Origin of the sequence: Bradyrhizobium oligotrophicum (assembly GCF_051168495.1) — a bacterium.
In the GTDB taxonomy this organism is placed as follows: domain Bacteria; phylum Pseudomonadota; class Alphaproteobacteria; order Rhizobiales; family Xanthobacteraceae; genus Bradyrhizobium; species Bradyrhizobium oligotrophicum_A.
Genome location: NZ_JBNPVB010000031.1, coordinates 1 through 18,148 on the forward strand (window position 1 = coordinate 1; position 18,148 = coordinate 18,148).

The window sequence follows — 18,148 nt, forward strand, 5'->3', positions numbered from 1 at the left end:
GTCCGGTTCGATGAGCGGGGAAGGGAAACGGGGCGTTGCCGCATCGCCCAAGCCACCGCGCCCTTCCTCGACTCTACTCGTAAAGCCATCGCGCAGGGAGGGCCGGGCGTTTTCGGCCAGACCTGTGGTACCTGCCGCCTGCGTTTTTTTTCCGCAGGCGGGCCACGGGCGCGGCCAGCGCCCGGCCTTCCCTGCGCCCTCAGTTTGGAAGAGGGCGGTGAGAATGGCACATAGCTCGGGCGCTGGGCGCCGCGAGATCGCGAAGGTGTGTGATGACGGTTTCTTGGAGAGCTTGATGGCGGCGATGGCGCTCAAGCGCGAGGCGCGCCTGCGTTCGCCTGGTGGCTGGCGAGGGAGTGTTCGTCAGTTTGAGCTGGGCAGGCGCGGCGTGGGGGAGGGGAGCGCAGCGGGGTGCTGCGAGGGAGCTCGTGTCCAACGCCCATCGGCCCCAAGCTGGCACTCGCCTCAGCAACCACCACCCACAAACAAAAACCCCGCCATTTGCGGCGGGGCCCAGTCTGGGAGGGGCAAGCGGTGAATCTCGCCTATAGACCCAGTGAAAGATCAGGCGGGGATGCGTTCGTCCATGTCGTGCGGCTCGCGCAGCACGTAGCCGCGGCCCCAGACGGTTTCGATGAAGTTGCGGCCTTCGGAGGCGTTGGCGAGCTTCTTGCGCAGCTTGCAGATGAAGACGTCGATGATCTTCAGCTCAGGCTCGTCCATGCCGCCGTAGAGATGGTTGAGGAACATCTCCTTGGTGAGCGTGGTGCCCTTGCGGAGCGAGAGCAGCTCCAGCATCTGGTATTCCTTGCCGGTCAGATGCACGCGCTGGCCGCCGACTTCGACCGTCTTGGTGTCGAGGTTGACGACGAGGTCGCCGGTCTGGATGACCGACTGCGCGTGGCCCTTGGAACGGCGCACGATGGCGTGGATGCGGGCGATCAGCTCGTCCTTGTGGAACGGCTTGGTCATGTAGTCGTCGGCGCCGAAGCCGAGGCCCTTGACCTTGTCCTCGATGCCGGCGAGGCCGGACAGAATGAGGATCGGCGTCTTGATCTTCGAGACGCGGAGCTGCTTGAGCACGTCGTAACCGGACATGTCGGGCAGGTTGAGGTCGAGCAGGATAATGTCGTAATCGTACAACTTGCCGAGGTCGACGCCTTCCTCGCCGAGGTCAGTCGTGTAGACGTTGAAGCTTTCGGACTTCAACATCAGCTCGATCGACTGCGCGACGGCGCTGTCATCCTCAATCAGCAAAACGCGCATGCCAGTTCCCCATAGTCGCCGCTCCGGGCGTCAGGTCGGCCGCAATTGCGGCACTCAAAACGCCTTTGAACAACTGATTCGGATCCTGACGAGAGATGGTTAACAAATCCTGATTCACCTCCGCAAGCTCTATCCGTGCAATTTTTGTCGAATCGCCGTAAGGTGTTGCGATGAAGCAGTTTTTCTCAGCCGTCCTCGTTCAAGCTCCATGTGAAGAGAAGGACCTAACCGACTCTCGCATCTCACCGCTTTTCGAGGGCGGGCAAGGCGCTTCCGTCAGTCACTCCAGACCATGACGCAATGATTAATGATGCGAGTAAACACAGAGTTAAACTGCCTGCGCGAATCTGCCCCTACTTAAGGTTTTCGCAATGAAGGCTCTGGCGCAATGACCGCTCCGTCGCAATGCAAGGCGTTCTCGCGATGAAGGCCGTTTCACAATGAAGGCCCTCTGACAATGAAGGCTCTCGCCGAACAGATCAACGACATCGACGCGGTCAACACCTATGGCCGTGTCGTCGGTGTGAAGGGGCTGATGGTGGAGATCGCCGGGCCCATCCATGCGATGTCGGTCGGCGCGCGCATCGTGATCGAGACCGGCAACAATGTCATCCCCGCCGAAGTGATCGGCTTCTCCGGCAAGAATGCGGTGGTGATGCCGTTTGCCGGGCTGGAAGGCGTGCGCCGCGGCTGCCGCGCGGTGATCGCGAACGCGGCGAACCAGGTGCGGCCGTCGCCGGCCTGGCTCGGCCGCGTCATCAATGCGATGGGCGAGCCGATCGACGGCAAGGGACCGCTGCCGCAGGGCGTGTCGCCGGTTCCCTATCGGAACAATCCGCCGCCGGCGCATTCGCGCAAGCGGGTCGGCGCGCCGCTCGATCTCGGCGTTCGTTCGTTGAACACGTTTCTCACCTGTTGTCGCGGCCAGCGACTCGGCATCTTCGCCGGTTCCGGTGTCGGCAAATCGGTGCTGCTGTCGATGCTCGCGCGCAACGTCGATGCGGACATTTCGGTGATCGGCCTGATCGGCGAGCGCGGTCGCGAGGTGCAGGAGTTCCTGCAGGACGATCTCGGCGAGGAGGGCCTCGCGCGTTCGGTGGTCGTGGTCGCGACCTCGGACGAGCCGGCGCTGATGCGCCGGCAGGCGGCGTATCTGACGCTCGCGATCTCGGAGTACTTCCGCGACGAGGGCAAGGACGTGCTGTGCCTGATGGATTCGGTCACGCGCTTTGCGATGGCGCAGCGCGAGATCGGGCTGTCGGCCGGCGAGCCGCCGACCGCCAAGGGCTACACGCCGACGGTGTTCACCGAACTGCCGAAGCTGCTGGAGCGCGCCGGGCCCGGCAGCGGCGACGGCAGCATCACCGGGATCTTTACGGTGCTGGTCGACGGCGACGATCACAACGAGCCGGTGGCGGACGCGGTGCGCGGCATTCTCGACGGCCATGTCGTGATGCAGCGTTCGATCGCCGAACGTGGGCGGTATCCGGCGATCAACATCCTCAAATCGGTGTCGCGGACGATGCCGAAATCGGCCGATCCCGTGTTCCTGCCGACCATCATGCGGGCGCGCCAGGTGATGGCGACCTACGCCGACATGGAGGAACTGATCCGGCTCGGCGCCTATCGCGCCGGGTCCAGCCCCGAGGTCGACGAGGCGATCCGGCTGCACGAGCCGCTGGAGGCGTTCCTGCGCCAGCGCAAGGACGAGGTCTGCGGCCTCGCCCAGGGGTATCGGGAACTGGAGCAGATCCTTGGACGCTTGGAAACGGAAAGCTAACGTTGTCGGGTAATCATCCCCTCCATGTAATCAGCCTAGTCGGCGAGCCCAGGAAGGGCGGCCGGCCCTGTCCCGCGCCGTCCACGGGACTTCTGGGGAGTATGAGTCGATGAAGTCGCGCGAAACGCTGATCCGTCTGAAGAAATTTCAGGTGGATGAGAAACGCCGCCGGGTGACGCAGATCGAGGGCATGATCGCTGACTTCCAGCGCATGTCGGCCGAACTCGAGCGGGAAATCCAGACCGAGCAGGAGCGGGCCGGCATCAACGACCCGACCCATTTTGCCTACCCGACCTATGCCAAGGCCGCGATCCAGCGCCGGGAAAACCTGACGCGCTCGGCCGACGAGCTGCGTGCCCAGCTCGAGGACGCCAAGGCCGCCTTGTCCGAGGCGTTCGAGGAGATGAAGAAGGTCGAGCTGCTCGACGAGCGTGACCAGGCCCGCGAAAAGGCCGAGGAGAGCGCCCGCGAGCAGGCCGACATGGACAGTATCGGCCTGATGCGGGCCCGGCTCGGCGTCATCGCCTGAGCCGGACCGCCAAGGTTGACGCTTTTCGAAAACCCGGGCCGCGAGGTCCGGGTTTTTCGTCACGCCCGCCCGGGTGGAGCGCACCGCGCGACCTGTGCTACGGGAGGAGGGGCGCGAACGAGGGAGTGGGGCGATTTCTGGGGACGCTGAATGCTGACGCCGGCAGAGCTGGTCTGGTTGCTTGCCGCGGTCGCCAACCGCGACGAGGCCGCGTTCGAGCGCCTCTACGCGGCGACGCGCGCGAAACTCTACGGCGTCGTGCTCCGTATCTTGCACCGTCAGGACCTCGCCGAGGAGGTCGTCCAGGAGACCTATGTGAAGGTCTGGAACAACGCGGCGCAGTTCGATCCGGCGGTGTCTTCGCCGATTACCTGGATGGCGGCGATCGCCCGCAACCGCGCCATCGACGTGGTGCGCAAGCGCGGCGAGCTGTCTCTGGAGGATGAGCCCTCGGCGTTCGAGGTCGCGGCCGAAACGCCCGATCCGCTGGCGCGGCGCGAGATGTCGGAGGAGCTCAAGCGTCTTTTGGAGTGCGTCGGCCGGCTCGAGCCCGACCGCCAGAAGCTCGTGCTGCTTGCCTACTATAACGGCTGGAGCCGCGAGCAATTGGCGACCAAGTTCGAGGCGCCGGTGAATACGGTGAAGACCTGGCTGAGGCGGAGCATGATGGACATCCGCCAATGTCTCGGTCTCGGATGAGGTGTGGTTCGACCGAGGCAAGCGACCCTGTGGGTGACGTGACCTGGACCTGTGATGGCGTATAGCGAAGACCATATCGCGCTGGCGGCGGAATATGCGCTCGGGACGCTCGATGCCGCCGAGCGTGCGCAGGTCGAGACCATGATGGCCGTCGACGCCGGTTTTGCCGCGCTGGTTCGGGCCTGGGAATTCCGTCTCGGCCCGCTCAACCAGATGGTCGGGCTGGTCGAGCCGCGCCCCGAATTGTGGGAGCGGATCAAGGCCGAGATCACGCGGTTGAATACCAAGCCGGATGTGGCCGCCGCGCCGTCCGAGGTTGCAGCCGTTGCCGAGCCCACGGATCCCGACGCTGCTCCTGAACCGCCGGTTGCTGCGCTTCCGTCTGTGGCGGCCGATGCCGCGCAGCCCATGGCCGTCGGTGAGGTCGAGACGCCCGGCGTGGAAGCGCCGCCGGTCGAAGTGCACGAGTTCGAAGGCCCCGCCCAGACACCGCCGGTCATCACGCCGATGCGTAGCGAGTCCGGCGGACGCGAGATCGCGAGCGACGACGCCAATGTCGTTCGGCTGTCGTCGAAAGTCCGGCAGTTGCGCACGGTCGCCAACGCGATGACCGCGATCGCCGCCGTGCTGCTCGCGCTGGTCGGCGTCCAGCTCTATCGCCCAGACCTGCTGCCGCCGCCGCTGCAGCCCAAGCCGCGGATCCAGACCGTCGAGGTCAAGGTGCCGGCCGCGCCACAGCCCTCGGCGCAGTTCGTGGCGCTGCTGCAGAAGGACGCGGCGTCGCCCGCCTTCATTCTCACGGTCGATGCCGCCAGCAAGAGCTACACCGTGCGTCGCGTCGGCGCCGCGCCCGAGCCCGGCAAGAGCTTCGAGCTGTGGCTGGTGTCCGACACGCTGCAGAAGCCGCGCTCGCTCGGCGTGATCGGCGGCAGCGATTTCACCAGCCGTCCCGTCCTGTCCGCCTATGACGCCGATACCGTCAGCCGCGCCACTTACGCCGTCACCGTCGAGCCGGAGGGCGGCTCGCCGACCGGGCAGGCGACCGGGCCGATCGTTTTTACCGGCAAGCTGATCGAGACGGTGCCGCCGACGCGCTGAGCGAAACGGAAAAAAAGAAAACGCCCGTGGGGAGCGGGCGTTTTCGGTAGTCGACTTGGGGTTGGGTCTACTACATATCCACGCGGCCAGTGGGGGGCTGTGAGAACCGCGTGAATTCCGGGAATTCTTGTCAGCGCACCAGCGATGCGTTCGAACTCGTCACCGCCACCGGCTTGCCGGCCTTGATGACCTTTGCGGTCTGCGCGTAGTTCGGCTCCGCATTGACACGGGCGGAGATGCCGAGACCGGCCACCGCGATGCCAGCCACGAGCGCAACCACCACGATCTTGAGGTGGGTTGTCCGATCCGCGCTGTAAATCGAGTGGTTCATGGAAGCCTCCTGCCGTCTTCCGTCCTTCGCTGATTCGTGTGAGCCGGGCTCGTTCCGGTTCATCGTCTCGCGCTAAGTAACGTAGGAAACCGCGATTCTGTTTCGTAGATGGCATCACAAGCGTGTGATAAGGCGTGATGCTTCGCGATCGCGATCCGGCAAAATCGATATTTATCATTTTATATCAGCGGCTTAATGCAGAATTCGGTCTGCGGCGGAAAATTCGACCACCTAACGCAAAATTAAGAAATTGTTTGCCTGTGGCGGTAAAGCATAGGCGCGATTGCCGGTAAAAGCGGCAAGGCGGGCGGACGACGCCGGCCTCCATTCAAGAACTTCAGACTGACTCGCAAGTTCCGCACGGCTCTCCCTCACACGCTCCCGACCGTCTTCAGCCGCGCTCGCGGATGGATCTCGGCCTGCGACAGCACCGTGGTCTGGGCGCGGAAGCGCTCGACCAGCGAGCGCACGAACGGCCGGATCGCCGCCGAGGTCACCAGCACCGGCGACTCGCCCTCGCGCGCGGCGCGCTCGAAGGCGTCGCGGGTGGCGGTCATGAACTCCGACAGCCGCGACGGCTGCATCGCGAGGCTGCGGTCCTCGCCCTGGCCGATCAGCGATTCCGCAAACGCCTGTTCCCATTTCGGCGACAGCGCGATCAGCGGCAGATAGCCCATCGGCGAGGTGTTCTGGGCGCAGATCTGGCGGGCGAGGCGGGCGCGGACGTGCTCGACGATGGTGGCCGGATTGCGCGAGAAGGCGAGCGCGTCCGCGACGCCCTCGAGGATGGTCGAGAGGTCGCGGATCGAGATCCGCTCCGACAACAGCAACTGCAGCACGCGCTGGATGCCGGAGATCGTGACCTGGGTCGGCACGATGTCCTTGACCAGCTCGCTCTGCTCCTTCGGCAACTCCTTCAGCAGCTTCTGCACCTCGCCATAGGACAGCAGGTCGCTCATGTTGGCCTTGAGCAATTCGGTCAGATGCGTCGACAGCACGGTCGCCGCGTCCACCACCGTGTAGCCCTTCAGCGTGGCCTCCTCCTTCAGCCCGGCGTCGACCCAGGTGGCGGGCAGGCCGAAGGTGGGTTCGGTGGTGTGGATGCCGGGCACCGCGACCTGATTGCCGCCGGGGTCCATGACCATGAACTGGTTCGGCCAGATCTTGCCGGAGCCGGCGTCGACCTCCTTGATCTTGATGATGTAGGTGTTGGCCTCGAGTTGGACGTTGTCGAGGATGCGCACCGACGGCATCACGAAGCCCATCTCGATCGCCAGCGACCGCCGGAGCGCCTTGATCTGGTCGGTCAGCCGGTCGGTGCCGTCGGGGGCGTTGACCAGCGGCAGCAGCGCATAGCCGAGCTCGATCTTGAGATCGTCGATCTTGAGCGCGTTGGAGATCGGCTCCTCGGCGGCCGCGGCGCTGGCGGCTGCGGCGGGCGCGGCTGCGGCAGCTTCTTCCTCGGCCTTGGCGATGTCCTTCTGCCTGCGCGCCTTGAAGGCGAGCGCGGCCGCGCCGCCGCCCAGCGCAAGAAACGGGAGGGTCGGAATGCCCGGCAGCAGCGCCAGCACCAGCATCACGGCGGCGGACATGCCGAGCGCCTGCGGATAGCCTGAGAACTGCTTGATCAGCGCCTTGTCGGCGGCACCGGTGACGCCGGCCTTGGAGACCAGCAGGCCCGCGGCGGTCGAGACGATCAGCGCCGGCACCTGGGTGACGAGGCCGTCGCCGACCGTCAAGGTGGTGTAGGAGCGGGCCGCCTCGGCGAAGCCCAGGCCCTGCTGGGCGACGCCGATGATGATGCCGCCGATGATGTTGATGAAGACGACGAGCAGGCCTGCGATCGCGTCGCCGCGGACGAATTTCGAGGCGCCGTCCATGGCGCCGAAGAAGCCGCTCTCGTCCTCCAGCTCCTTGCGCCTGATCTTGGCGACCTTCTCGTCGATCAGGCCGGCGGAGAGGTCGGCGTCGATCGCCATCTGCTTGCCGGGCATCGAGTCCAGATGGAAGCGCGCCGCGACCTCGGCGATGCGGCCCGAACCCTTGGTGATGACCACGAAGTTCACCGTCACCAGGATCGCGAACACGATGATGCCGATGACGAAATTGCCGCTCATCACGAAATTGCCGAACGCCTCGATGACGTGGCCGGCGGCATCCGTGCCCTCGTGGCCGCGCGACAGGATCAGCCGGGTCGAGGCCAGGTTGAGCGACAGCCGCAGCATCGTGGAGATCAGCAGGATGGTCGGGAAGGACGAGAATTCCAGCGGTGTCTGGATGAACAGAGCGGTCATCAGGATCAGGATCGACAGCGTGATCGAGATCGCCAGGAACAGGTCGAGCACCAGCGAGGGCAGCGGCAGGATCAGCACTACCAGGATGGTGAGGATGCCGAGCGCCAGCGCGATGTCGCCGCGCAGCACTGCCGTCTTGAGGTCGCCGAATGAGAACCCGCCGGCCGGAGATCCGGCCCCCTGACCCGCCGTGACGTCGACCATGGCTTTCGCCCCTTCCCGCGAGCCGCGTTTGCCGGCCCCAAACGACTGCGCGGCGGCCGATGGGCCGCCGTTCCGAAACTGAGGTACCGCGCTGGCGTCCACGGAAAGGTCTCCCTCCGTCATCCGCACTCGATCACGACACTCACTTCCAACCCGGCAATTTTTGCCCGGTGTATGGTTAGCGTTCGGTTAACGGCGGTTAACAAACGGTTGCGAGGAGGGCGGAATGGGGCGAGCGGCGATCCTGACGCACGGCAGGGCGACGGCTCGGCAAGCCGATGGGCGGGGCGGGCGATAGGGTCGGCGACGAAGCCGGGACGGAAGGCAGATCGCGCCGCCGCTTGCTCATTCGCTGCCGCTCTGGGCAGGGGGCAAGACAGGAGGCAAGGCAAGAGCGGCGCGGCGCCGTCACCCTCCCCTTTGCGGGCAGGGCGATCGCAGATGGAAATGCGGACCTGTCTCGGCGATGGATCCTGCCGATGATGTTCTCCGTCATGCCCGGGCTTGTCCCGGGCATCCACGTGGTTCTCAGGATGCCGAACGACGTGGATGGCCGGGACAAGCCCGGCCATGACGTTGTGGAGATGGACCAGCGCCAAACTCTGATGATCATATGCGATCGCCCTGCCCTTGGGGGGAGGGTCGACCGGCGCCAAGCGCCGGGCGGGGTGGGGGTGGCACGCGCACCGCTGCATCGATCCGCCTTTCGTTCGAGCGCGTGTCAGTCGCGCGCGCGATCACCCTCTCGCGGCGCGTCGCGCCCGAGCTGTGCATCAGGTCCGCCCTCAAAATAGTGGAGGGCGCAGGGAAGGCCGAGCGCTGGCCGCGCCCGTGGCCCGCCTGCGAAAAAAATGCAGGCGGCAGGTACCACAGGTCTGGCCGAACACGCCCGGCCTTCCCTGCGCAACGGTTGGAACGGCTTATACGTGGTCTCCCTGGTGCACCGGGCTTGTTGGCCACCATGGCGACAACACGCTTGCGCGCATTGCGCTGGACACCAGCGTCGGGGTGTCAGGACCGCACGATTTCGCCGTGCGCAACGAACCGTTCGTCCGCGCGGCCCGAAGCCACGCTGCGATTCCCTGCGCCCATCGCATCCCACTCCCCACGTCTCGTGACGGTCGCGACACGCCCCTCCGGCGGAAGCAGGACGGAGAGAGATATACATGATTTCGGAAAAAATGAAAGAGGAAATTCGGCAAGATCTGAACTCGTGTTGTGCCGATCAACGCAGCCCAACTCGCCTCGCCTCGATTGTCGCCGTGCGACTTGCGCATGTCTAGCTCCGATTTCCTAAGAGCACGGCAGGCGCCTGACGGTGCCGAACCACCCGATTACAGACCGGCAAGAACGGAACAGGAGTCTGACATACTTGGTCAGCCTAATTAGGGTTGTCTCCGGGTTGCGGCGGCTAGTGAAACGCGCATAAGGAGAGAGAGAAATCGCGGGAGGTTCCATGGCGAAAGCGAAACCAGAGGTCTACAGCGGCTCCATCCTCGGCATTAACCAGGAGGGAGAGGTCGTCTCGCTGTCCGTGTACCGCAAGGGTGGTAGCGTTCGCCTATCCCGGATGTTTTCGAACGGGACCACCTACGATCATTCTATGGCTCTGCCCGGAAGGACGGCGAAAAGCGAGGCCGTGGTCGTATTCAATCTGCACGACATCGTCGAAATAGCGCAGGTCATGGACGGCGGCGCGGCAGCAAGAAAAATTAGGGCTGAACTGGAAGAGAAGGCCAAGGTCTATCGGGAGAACCTAGCAAAAGCGAAAGAGGGCGAGGTCCCCGAATGAACACCCTGTTCGACAACGCCATCCAATCGATACAGCTTGGTATCGAGGACTACGAGGCGAATGACGCAAGGCGTCCGTTGTCGGCAGTCAGGAATTTCTATGCGGGCGTACTGCTCCTTGCAAAAGAGGTGCTGGTTCGTGCCGCTCCAAACGCGAACCCCAAGGATGTGGTGGGAGCAACCTATAAACCTGTTCTCGACGGGGATGGTGGCATCAACTTTGTATCTGGAACTAGGACCGTTGATTTCCATGGAATTGCCGAACGCTTCAAGGACTTCGGCCTCAAAATCGATCAAGCCTCGCTAAACGACCTAAGCCGCATCCGAAACGACATGGAGCATCTCTATACAGAGGCCAACCGCGAAACGGTCCGGGAAGCGATAGCAAAGGCGTTTCCCGTTGTTGTTGATCTCTTCAGGGAAATCGATGAGGACCCTCTTGAGTGCCTCGGTGACAGTTGGACGGTTATGCTCGATGTGAAGGCATTGTATGAGCGTGAACTGAAACAATGCACGGAGACGTTCGACGGCGTTGATTGGCAGTCGCAGGCGTTGTCCGAGGCTGCCCGTCCATGCCCGAAGTGCGGCTCGCATCTCGTCTATCGCCTAGATCAAACCAGAAGCGAATCTGGCTTTGCAGACGCCCAGTGTCGGCGATGTGGTGAAAAGATCGACGCGATCACGCTGATGGAAACCGCGCTGGAAGCACATTTCGAATATGAAAGGTATTCAGCCGCGAAAGACGGCGCCGAGGACCCCCTTGGCATGTGCCCTGAATGCGCGACCAAGACGTATGTCATGTTCAACGAAGAGAACCAGTGCACAAACTGCTTCATGTCGCTGGAAGAGTGCGACAGATGCCATGTGTCGCTGACACCCAACAATGTTTCCGACGAATCCAGTTCGCTATGCGGTTATTGCAGCAATCTTTTCTCAAAGGATGATTAGATGAACGGATACGCATTCGCGGCCGAGATCATAAAAGCGATAGCGTCGTTGGCGTGGCCGGCCGCGCTGGTCATGTGTGTCTGGATTTTCCGCAACCGGCTGACTGCATTGCTCCCGCACCTGCGGGTGAAGCACAAAGATTGGGAGGCATCGTTCCGTCTGGATGAGGCCGAGAAAGAGGCCAAGTCTTTACCGCTGCCGGAAGCTGCGGCTCCTCCGACGCCGGAAGAGGAAGGCAGATTCGACCAGATCGCAAAGCTGTCGCCGCGTACTGCCATTGTCGAGTATCGACTTGAGGTCGAGCAGACCGTCCGGGAGTTCGCAAAAAGCGTAGGGATGGAAGCAGAAAAGCGCCCGTATAATTATGTTGTTCGTGAGCTTCGAAAGAACGAGCTGATCGATAATCACACATCGGCAATTCTTGATGACCTTCGCTCTCTGGGAAATTCCGCTCTGCACAGCCCTCAGACGATTTTCACCTATGACGATGCTATACGGTTCCGCGACCTAGCGGAGCTAGTAATAAGCCAGCTCCGCATCACGACCGCGGCGGCTAGCGCATCTTTTCAGTCCGCAGTGCTGCCTAGCGGCGGCATGTAAGGTAACAGTATCGGACCGTGACACATAAACCTAGAACCGCCACACGCGTGCCGAATGTATGAATCAAACAGCCCGCGCGGAAGATCATCCTTCGCATCAGCCTTCGGCTGACCTGTGCACGTAGTCAGGGTGATCGGATTGCGGTGAAGCTGCTGCTAAATGCGCGAGGCCGGCGGCAGTCCTGAGATGGCGGCATCGGCAGCGTTGGCCGCGATTAGCCGATCCGCCGCATGACGATGCCGGCCTCTGCCCCCTATGCTTATAGCCTCACAACGACCTTGCCGAAATGCGAGCCGGACCGGAGATGGGCATACGCCTCGGTAGCCTCGTCGAAGCCGAACACTCGGTCGATGATCGGGTGGATCGCGTGGTCGGACAGGAAACGATTCATGGCGGTGAAATGGTCGACCGATCCGACGGTGACGCCGATGATGTCGGCATTCTCCCACTGCAGTCGTGCGAGGTCGGGTTTTGGGCCGAATCCGGTCAGGACGCCGATCTGAATGATCTTGCCACCCGAGGCGACCGATCGCATCGATCGGTCGTAGGTGCCGGGGCCGCCGAGTTCGAGGATGTGACTGGCGCCTCGGCCGCCGGTCGCCGTCATCAGGGCGACGTCCCAGTCGGGCGTGGTGCGGTAGTTGATCAGGATCGCAGCCCCGAACGCCCGGGCGCGGGCGAGTTTCTCGTCCGAGGACGAGATCACGATCGCACGCGCGCCCAGCGCGGTGGCGAACTGGAGGCCGAACAGCGCGACGCCGCCGGTGCCCTGCACCAGCAGCGTGTCGTCCTGGCTCATTCCGCCGCGCGTGACGAGGCCATGCCAGGCCGTGACGGCGGCGCAGGGCAGGGTCGCGGCCTCGATCGACGTCAGGTGCTCCGGCACGGCGACCACTGCCGTGGCCGGCAGCACGACATGCTCCGCCAGCATGCCATCCATCGTGCTGCCGCCCAGCGCTGACGCGACGTAGTCGGTCTTGAACGGACCCGAGATCCAATCGCGAAAGAACGACGCGGCGACCCGGTCGCCGACCTGCCATCGGACGACATCGGGGCCCACGGCATCAATGACGCCTGCGCCGTCGGAGAGCGGAACGCGGCCGTCGAAGCCGCCCTGGCCCGCGCGGTCGAGGATCATGAGATCGCGGTAGTTGAGGCTCGCCGCCTCGACGCGGATGCGGACCTCGCCATGGCCGGGTTCGGGCTTGCGGACGTCCGCCCGCACCAGCCGACCGGCGCCGGCATGGCCATTCAAATGATAGGCTTTCATGGTTGCTCCTTCCCAAGGGCATTCACCTGGATGAGCAGACTCTGTAAGGTCTGACAGCGCTGTCAGGGTCAAGAGGTTTTCAGGTGAAGATTGGCGAGCTCTCCCGACGGACGGGGGTCAGCGTCCGGATGCTGCGTTACTACGAAGGCCAGGGATTGCTGGCGCCTGTACGGACCGAGGCCGGTTATCGCGACTATGGTCCGGCGGAGGAGGAAACGGTGCGGCGGATCAAATTGCTCGGCGCGGCCGGGATGACGCTGGACACCATCCAGCAATTGCTGCCCTGCGTGAAGAGCGACCAGCCAGCTTTCACGCCATGCGACAATCTGCGACGAATACTCGCCCAGCAGGTCGGGCTGATCGATCAACGGATCGAGGCCCTCAGCCAGAGCCGGACGATTCTCGCGGGCTTTCTGTCGAACGTGAACTGATCACCTGACGTCGAACGCCGGGAGCCGTGGACCGATCTAGCGGCGGTTTTGCCCAAACGCTTAACCGTGGGCGATGCGTAGGTGTCGCGGACTGCGACACGCCCGCGAGCCCTCCATCTCGGGAACCCGCGTCCCCGCATTGACCGCTCGCCGACCGCCTTCCATACTCCCGACCAAGGCTCGCTCGTAACAAGACTGCCATCGGGGAAGAAACATGACACGCGCCCTGACCGTCCTTGCGACGACATGGATCGCCGCGGCTTCGCTTGCGACAGTCAGCCAAGCGCAAACGCCGCCAGGGCAGGCGCCGCAAGCACAAACGCCACAGACGCCCTGCGTCACCCAGAACATGGCCGTGCCGCCCGGCGCCAACACCACCGACAAGGACAAGCCGTTCTTCATCGACACCACGGGGCTCGACTTCTCGACGAAGCCGCCCACGCGTGATCCGAACAACCCGAACTATCCGCGCGCCACCGAGCTGCCCGACGGCACCTTGCCGCCTGCGGGCGCGGAGGGGAATTTCATCATCGGTCCGACCCACGCGCCCGCGCCCGAGACGATCGCGAAGGAGGGCGTGCCCAAGGGCACCGTCGTCTCGTTCACGATGTCGTCGCGCGACAGCGTGATCTACAATCCCGGCCTGATCCGCGACGACGTCGCGGGCTGCACCAACTCGTCGATCATGATCACCACGACCGTGCCGGGCGACACATCGAACATGATCGTCACGACCAGTCATCCGGGCACCTGGACCCGCAAGATCGACGTCTATGTGCCTGCCAACACCGCGCCGGGAGCCGAGCTGCCCTTCATCGTGCTGGGCGACGGCGGATCGGCGGCCTGGAAGGACATGAACACCGTCCTCGACAATCTCATTCATGAGCGGCGCGTGCCGCCGATGCTGTCGATCCAGATCGGCAATGGCGGACAGGATGCGCAGGGCGCGCAGCGCGGCCGGGAATACGACACGGTGTCGGAGACCTATTCGCAGTTCGTGCAGCGCGAAGTGTTGCCGCTGGTCGAGAGCCGCGTCGGCATCCGGCTGACCCGGAATCCCGAGGGGCGCGCAACCATGGGACTGAGCTCCAGCGGCGCCGCGGCGTTCATCATGGCGTGGTTCAATCCCGATCTCTACTCCCGCGTGCTGGCCTATTCGCCGACCATGGTGAACCAGCAATGGCCGCAAAATCCCGGCTTGCGCGGCGGCGCCTGGGAATTCCATTCGCCATGGACCGGACCCGCCAGCCCGAATCTTACCGTGAAAGACGGCGCGCTGGTGCCGTCGGAGCCGCCGGGCGCGCCGCTGATCCCGAGCGCGTCGCCAAAGCCGATCCGCTATTGGTTCGAGATGGGCGATCAGGACCTGTTCTATCCCAATCCGACCATCCCCGACGGCATGCATGACTGGACGCTGTCGGCCGAGCTGATGGCCAAGGTGCTCGCCGAGAAGGGCTATCACTACCAGTTCCTGTTCGCGCGCAACGCCAAGCATGTCGACCGCCCGACCATCGCGCAGACGCTGCCATCCGCGCTGGAATGGCTGTGGAAGGGCTATCCGATTCCGTAGATGCGCGCGTTGTGACGGCGAATGACCGGCCGGCCTTTCGCGACGCTCCGGAGCGCGGCCTACGTCAGCACGAGGTGCCGCAGAGCGCTTCCGTCGCGGACCAGGATTTCACGCCGGGCGCGGAGCAGGTCTTGCTCACGATCGCCGCCGCAGGCACCTTCGGGCGTCGAGGGGGCTCCCATGAAACTTTATTCCTGCTGGCAATCGCTCGCGAGCTTTCGCGTGCGCATCGCGCTCAATCTGAAGGGCATCGCCTACGAACTGGTCGCGGTCGATCTCGACCGCCGGCAGCAGTTCGACGGCGCCTATGCCGCGCTCAACCCGCAGATGGCGCTGCCGGCGCTGGTGCTCGACGACGGCACGGTGCTGACGCAGTCGCTCGCGATCCTCGACTATCTCGACGAGGCCTGCCCCACGCCGGCGCTGCTGCCGGCCGACGCGAAGGGCCGTGCCCGGGTGCGGGCGCTCGCGGCCATGATCGCCTGTGACGTCCATCCGCTGACGACGCCGCGCGTGCAGCGCTATCTCACCGAGGTGCTGCATGTCGACGATGCGGCGCGCGGCGCATGGCTGCGCCACTGGGCGGCCGAGACGCTGACGGCGTTCGAGGCGCAAGTGGCGGGTCATCCCTCCACCGGCCGATTTGCGCATGGCGACGCGCCGACCATGGCGGATATCTGTCTCGTCGGCCACGCCGTCTTCGCCGTCAACAAGGGGCTCGATCTGGCGTCGGCCCCAACCGTGAAGCGCATCTTCGAGGCCGCCATGGCGCTGCCGGCGTTTGCGCAGGCGCATCCGCTGGCGCAGCCGGATACGCCGGAGCCGTTGCGACGAAACAGCTGAGCCACGACAGCAAACAGGACGGAACGGCACGTGCGCGCCATGACGCGCCGCCATTCCTCCGTCGCCGTAGTTCGACGGAGATGCCGCGCTCCGTGACATTTTGTAACCGTTGCTGCAACGCCGCGCCGTCCTCCCTATCATCAACGACATCGAGGGCGGCGATCGTCGTTTCATGAGGGGAGCTTCAGCCATGCGCCGGACGTGTCGAAAATGGCTCGCCTGCGGCCTGGTGGTCCTGCTGGCCGGCGCACAGTCGCCGGCGTTCGCCGGGCCGCTGCTGGAGCGGCTGCAGGCGCGGATGGCGGGGACCGGAGCGGAAGGGCGGGCCGCGCCCAAGGCGGATGCCGAATATCCCTATGGATCGGATCCGTTGCAGACGCTCGACTTCTGGCGGGCGAGCGGCGGCAAGGCGGCGCCGCTCATCGTGTTCGTGCATGGCGGCGGATGGAAGCGCGGCGACAAGCGCAATGCGACCGGGGCGACGAAGGTCGAGCATCTGGTCGGGCAGGGCTATGCGTTCGCCTCGATCGACTATCGCCTGGTGCCGGCGGCCACCGTGGAGCAGCAGGCGGCCGATGTCGCCGCCGCCGTCGCGTGGCTGCGCGGCCATGCCGGGCGGCTCGGCGTCGATCCCGCGCGCATCGTCCTGATGGGCCACAGCGCCGGCGCGCATCTCGTCGCGCTGGTCGGCACCGATCCGCGCTACCTGACGACGGCCGGGCTGTCGCTGCGCGACGTCAGCGGCATCATCGCGCTGGATGGCGCCTGCTACGACGTCGCGCGTCAGATCGCCGACAGCGGCCGCTTCATGCGCGAGACCTATCTGCAGGCGTTCGGCACCGACCCGGTGCGCCAGCGCGCGCTGTCGCCGATCTCGCAGGCCGCGAAGCCGAATGCGCCTGCGTTCCTGATCCTCCACGTCGATCGCGCCGACGGCAAGGCGCAGTCCGAGGCGCTCGGCGCGGCCCTGATGCAGGCAGGGACGCCGGCCGAAGTCCAAGCCGTCGGCGGCACCGGCCTCCGTGGCCACATGGAGATCAACCGCGAACTCGGCGATCCTGGCCATCCCGCAACCGCGATCGTCGACGCCTGGCTGCGCAGGCAGGTCGGCTCGAAATAGCCGCTCAAGGCCGTCGACGCGATCCGAATCCGACCGGGCTCGTTCTATCGCGGCGGCTGGCCGCCATCCCGCTTCATCCAGTCGCGAAACTGCTCGAACAGCACCCTGGTTTCGTCCTCGCTCATGCGCCGGCCGCCGGGGACGGTCTTTGCACTCATCCACTGGTCGAACTGCTGCTTGACCGCGACGTCGGCTTCCGGCGCGCGCGTGCTCGCGAGCAACTCCTCGGCGGCGCGGAAGCGGGTCCAGCCGGGCAGCGAGGAGGCGAGGTTGATCTCGTTCCATTTCGGGTGGAACGGCGGCTGCTTGAACTGGTCGAACCGCTTGAACAGATACTCCACGAACCGCGAGACGCGGCGGTAGCGCTCGGTCTCCGGCGACCAATTGTAGACCGCCAGCACCTGCGGCACGCCGATCGTCTCGACTGTCTCGCCGGGCTTGAGCAGGTTGGGATAGTCCTGCGACGTCAGCTTGGTCGGCACGTAGTAGTCCTGCAGGCTGCGCGCGAACGGGACGGGGAGGAAGTGGAAGCCGGGCTCGGGCTTGAACTTGGCGAACAGATCGGTCGGCTTGCCGGTGACGTGCACGACGCCTGCGATCTCGCCGCTCCGCATCTTCTCGAGCGCCACCGAATTGTTGATGAACACCTTCTCCGCGCCGATCTTGAGCCGGTCGAACACGATGCCGCCGGTGAGGTTCGCCGCACTTCCCACCGTGTTGAAACTCACCTTCTTGCCGGCGAGATCCTCGAGCGTCCTGATCTCGGGGCGGACGTAGACGTGCATCTCGTTGATGTAGAACGAGCAGATGTAGCGGATGCGGTTCTTGATGTTGGCGAGCGTGCCGTTGCGGACGAATTCGTCGAGCACGTCGGCGGAGGTGATGGTGACGTCGACGCCGCGCAGATACAGCAGGTCCTCGATGTTGCCGAGCGCGCCATAGGTCACCATCGGCAGCACGCGCAGGTTCGGCCGGTCGTCGAGCACCTTGGCCATCTCGGCGGCAAAGCGGATGTTGGTGCCTTCGAGCAGGCCGCCGGCGATGCCGACCGTCCATTCGTTGGATTCCTGCAGCTTGCCGCCTTCGCCGGCGGCGGCCGCCGTCGCCGATCTCGGCTTGGCAGTCTGTGCCGTGGCCGGCAGCAGCGATGCCGCCAGAGCCGTGACGGCCGCAACGACGCAACTCAACAACCCGACCCGCATGCCCCGATTCCTCCGTCCCCAGCGGTTCAGCGATCGCGTGCCCCGCGATTTTTCTGCCGCATTATCGCTGGCCGGCGAAGGTAGTCTACTACTCGCCGGTTGGTCGCGGCGAGGCGGGGGTACGGACGGGGCGTTGCCACCAAAAAGCCGCATCGTTGATTGCGCCCTATCC

16 protein-coding genes and 1 pseudogene are annotated in these 18,148 nt (G+C 64.6%); 11 read left to right on the plus strand and 6 right to left on the minus strand.

The window, feature by feature from the left end:
* Together ACQR1B_RS34115 and ctrA are read right to left on the minus strand one after the other, a co-directional pair.
* Nucleotides 1-315: pseudogene (locus ACQR1B_RS34115) on the minus strand (hypothetical protein); the annotation flags it as partial.
* A 249-nt stretch (nucleotides 316-564) separates the two neighbouring features.
* Nucleotides 565-1,266 (minus strand): response regulator transcription factor CtrA, encoded by a 702-nt coding sequence (gene ctrA / locus ACQR1B_RS34120; protein WP_012046382.1) that lies wholly within the window; start codon nucleotides 1,264-1,266, stop codon nucleotides 565-567.
* A gap of 457 nt (nucleotides 1,267-1,723) precedes the next feature.
* Between ctrA and fliI the strand changes: the two genes are divergently transcribed.
* The 4 genes from fliI (at nucleotide 1,724) to ACQR1B_RS34140 (ending at nucleotide 5,372) form a co-directional block, all read left to right on the plus strand.
* Entirely contained in the window at nucleotides 1,724-3,046 is a 1,323-nt protein-coding gene (fliI, locus tag ACQR1B_RS34125; RefSeq protein ID WP_434837337.1) for a flagellar protein export ATPase FliI, read from the plus strand.
* A 109-nt stretch (nucleotides 3,047-3,155) separates the two neighbouring features.
* Entirely contained in the window at nucleotides 3,156-3,575 is a 420-nt protein-coding gene (gene fliJ / locus ACQR1B_RS34130) for a flagellar export protein FliJ (protein ID WP_008960735.1), read from the plus strand.
* Between the two features lie 150 nt (nucleotides 3,576-3,725).
* Nucleotides 3,726-4,274, plus strand: coding sequence for a sigma-70 family RNA polymerase sigma factor (locus ACQR1B_RS34135; RefSeq protein WP_434837336.1), 549 nt, complete (start codon nucleotides 3,726-3,728; stop codon nucleotides 4,272-4,274).
* A gap of 54 nt (nucleotides 4,275-4,328) precedes the next feature.
* Nucleotides 4,329-5,372 carry an anti-sigma factor domain-containing protein gene (locus ACQR1B_RS34140; protein WP_434837335.1) on the plus strand — a complete coding sequence of 348 codons (1,044 nt, stop codon included), beginning with the start codon at nucleotides 4,329-4,331 and terminating at the stop codon, nucleotides 5,370-5,372.
* Between the two features lie 130 nt (nucleotides 5,373-5,502).
* On the opposite strand, the gene ACQR1B_RS34145 is transcribed toward ACQR1B_RS34140, so the two are convergent.
* Together ACQR1B_RS34145 and flhA are read right to left on the minus strand one after the other, a co-directional pair.
* A complete protein-coding gene (locus ACQR1B_RS34145; protein WP_434837334.1) occupies nucleotides 5,503-5,703 on the minus strand; it encodes a hypothetical protein in 201 nt (66 codons plus the stop codon).
* Between the two features lie 371 nt (nucleotides 5,704-6,074).
* Nucleotides 6,075-8,201, minus strand: coding sequence for a flagellar biosynthesis protein FlhA (gene flhA, locus ACQR1B_RS34150; RefSeq protein ID WP_434837333.1), 2,127 nt, complete (start codon nucleotides 8,199-8,201; stop codon nucleotides 6,075-6,077).
* A gap of 1,456 nt (nucleotides 8,202-9,657) precedes the next feature.
* Here flhA and ACQR1B_RS34155 point away from each other — a divergent pair.
* The 3 genes from ACQR1B_RS34155 to ACQR1B_RS34165 are packed head-to-tail and all read left to right on the plus strand — an operon-like array spanning nucleotide 9,658 to nucleotide 11,540.
* Nucleotides 9,658-9,993, plus strand: coding sequence for a hypothetical protein (locus tag ACQR1B_RS34155; protein ID WP_434837332.1), 336 nt, complete (start codon nucleotides 9,658-9,660; stop codon nucleotides 9,991-9,993).
* Nucleotides 9,990-10,940, plus strand: a complete 951-nt coding sequence (locus ACQR1B_RS34160) for a hypothetical protein (RefSeq protein ID WP_434837331.1) — start codon at nucleotides 9,990-9,992, stop codon at nucleotides 10,938-10,940. The genes ACQR1B_RS34155 and ACQR1B_RS34160 overlap by 4 nt, the downstream gene beginning before the upstream one ends.
* A complete protein-coding gene (locus ACQR1B_RS34165) occupies nucleotides 10,941-11,540 on the plus strand; it encodes a hypothetical protein (RefSeq protein WP_434837330.1) in 600 nt (199 codons plus the stop codon). It abuts the gene before it with no gap.
* Nucleotides 11,541-11,799: 259 nt separating this feature from the next.
* Here ACQR1B_RS34165 and ACQR1B_RS34170 read toward each other — a convergent pair whose 3' ends face one another.
* Complete coding sequence (locus ACQR1B_RS34170) at nucleotides 11,800-12,810, minus strand: zinc-dependent alcohol dehydrogenase family protein (protein WP_434837329.1); 1,011 nt, start codon at nucleotides 12,808-12,810, stop codon at nucleotides 11,800-11,802.
* 83 nt (nucleotides 12,811-12,893) lie between these two features.
* On the opposite strand from ACQR1B_RS34170, the gene ACQR1B_RS34175 reads away from it, so the two are divergent.
* The 4 genes from ACQR1B_RS34175 (at nucleotide 12,894) to ACQR1B_RS34190 (ending at nucleotide 16,774) form a co-directional block, all read left to right on the plus strand.
* Entirely contained in the window at nucleotides 12,894-13,241 is a 348-nt protein-coding gene (locus tag ACQR1B_RS34175; RefSeq protein WP_434837328.1) for a MerR family transcriptional regulator, read from the plus strand.
* Nucleotides 13,242-13,455: 214 nt separating this feature from the next.
* The gene (locus ACQR1B_RS34180) at nucleotides 13,456-14,811 is read left to right on the plus strand and encodes an alpha/beta hydrolase-fold protein (RefSeq protein WP_434837327.1); all 1,356 of its coding nucleotides are present in this window, start codon (nucleotides 13,456-13,458) and stop codon (nucleotides 14,809-14,811) included.
* Between the two features lie 180 nt (nucleotides 14,812-14,991).
* Nucleotides 14,992-15,654 carry a maleylacetoacetate isomerase gene (maiA, locus tag ACQR1B_RS34185; RefSeq protein ID WP_434837326.1) on the plus strand — a complete coding sequence of 221 codons (663 nt, stop codon included), beginning with the start codon at nucleotides 14,992-14,994 and terminating at the stop codon, nucleotides 15,652-15,654.
* Between the two features lie 190 nt (nucleotides 15,655-15,844).
* Nucleotides 15,845-16,774, plus strand: a complete 930-nt coding sequence (locus ACQR1B_RS34190; protein WP_434837325.1) for an alpha/beta hydrolase — start codon at nucleotides 15,845-15,847, stop codon at nucleotides 16,772-16,774.
* 44 nt (nucleotides 16,775-16,818) lie between these two features.
* Here the strand turns inward: ACQR1B_RS34190 and ACQR1B_RS34195 are convergent, their stop codons facing one another.
* On the minus strand, nucleotides 16,819-17,976 hold the full coding sequence (locus ACQR1B_RS34195) for a TAXI family TRAP transporter solute-binding subunit (protein WP_434837324.1): 1,158 nt from the start codon (nucleotides 17,974-17,976) through the stop codon (nucleotides 16,819-16,821).
* Nucleotides 17,977-18,148 lie beyond the last annotated feature (172 nt).

What these genes read in the sequence shown, in the direction of transcription:
- ctrA (WP_012046382.1), bottom strand. Translation starts at nt 1,266, where the DNA reads ATGCGCGTTTTGCTGATTGAGGATGACAGCGCCGTCGCGCAGTCGATC.
- fliI (WP_434837337.1), top strand. Translation starts at nt 1,724, where the DNA reads ATGAAGGCTCTCGCCGAACAGATCAACGACATCGACGCGGTCAACACC.
- fliJ (WP_008960735.1), top strand. Translation starts at nt 3,156, where the DNA reads ATGAAGTCGCGCGAAACGCTGATCCGTCTGAAGAAATTTCAGGTGGAT.
- ACQR1B_RS34135 (WP_434837336.1), top strand. Translation starts at nt 3,726, where the DNA reads ATGCTGACGCCGGCAGAGCTGGTCTGGTTGCTTGCCGCGGTCGCCAAC.
- ACQR1B_RS34140 (WP_434837335.1), top strand. Translation starts at nt 4,329, where the DNA reads ATGGCGTATAGCGAAGACCATATCGCGCTGGCGGCGGAATATGCGCTC.
- ACQR1B_RS34145 (WP_434837334.1), bottom strand. Translation starts at nt 5,703, where the DNA reads ATGAACCACTCGATTTACAGCGCGGATCGGACAACCCACCTCAAGATC.
- flhA (WP_434837333.1), bottom strand. Translation starts at nt 8,201, where the DNA reads ATGGTCGACGTCACGGCGGGTCAGGGGGCCGGATCTCCGGCCGGCGGG.
- ACQR1B_RS34155 (WP_434837332.1), top strand. Translation starts at nt 9,658, where the DNA reads ATGGCGAAAGCGAAACCAGAGGTCTACAGCGGCTCCATCCTCGGCATT.
- ACQR1B_RS34160 (WP_434837331.1), top strand. Translation starts at nt 9,990, where the DNA reads ATGAACACCCTGTTCGACAACGCCATCCAATCGATACAGCTTGGTATC.
- ACQR1B_RS34165 (WP_434837330.1), top strand. Translation starts at nt 10,941, where the DNA reads ATGAACGGATACGCATTCGCGGCCGAGATCATAAAAGCGATAGCGTCG.
- ACQR1B_RS34170 (WP_434837329.1), bottom strand. Translation starts at nt 12,810, where the DNA reads ATGAAAGCCTATCATTTGAATGGCCATGCCGGCGCCGGTCGGCTGGTG.
- ACQR1B_RS34180 (WP_434837327.1), top strand. Translation starts at nt 13,456, where the DNA reads ATGACACGCGCCCTGACCGTCCTTGCGACGACATGGATCGCCGCGGCT.
- maiA (WP_434837326.1), top strand. Translation starts at nt 14,992, where the DNA reads ATGAAACTTTATTCCTGCTGGCAATCGCTCGCGAGCTTTCGCGTGCGC.
- ACQR1B_RS34190 (WP_434837325.1), top strand. Translation starts at nt 15,845, where the DNA reads ATGCGCCGGACGTGTCGAAAATGGCTCGCCTGCGGCCTGGTGGTCCTG.
- ACQR1B_RS34195 (WP_434837324.1), bottom strand. Translation starts at nt 17,976, where the DNA reads ATGCGGGTCGGGTTGTTGAGTTGCGTCGTTGCGGCCGTCACGGCTCTG.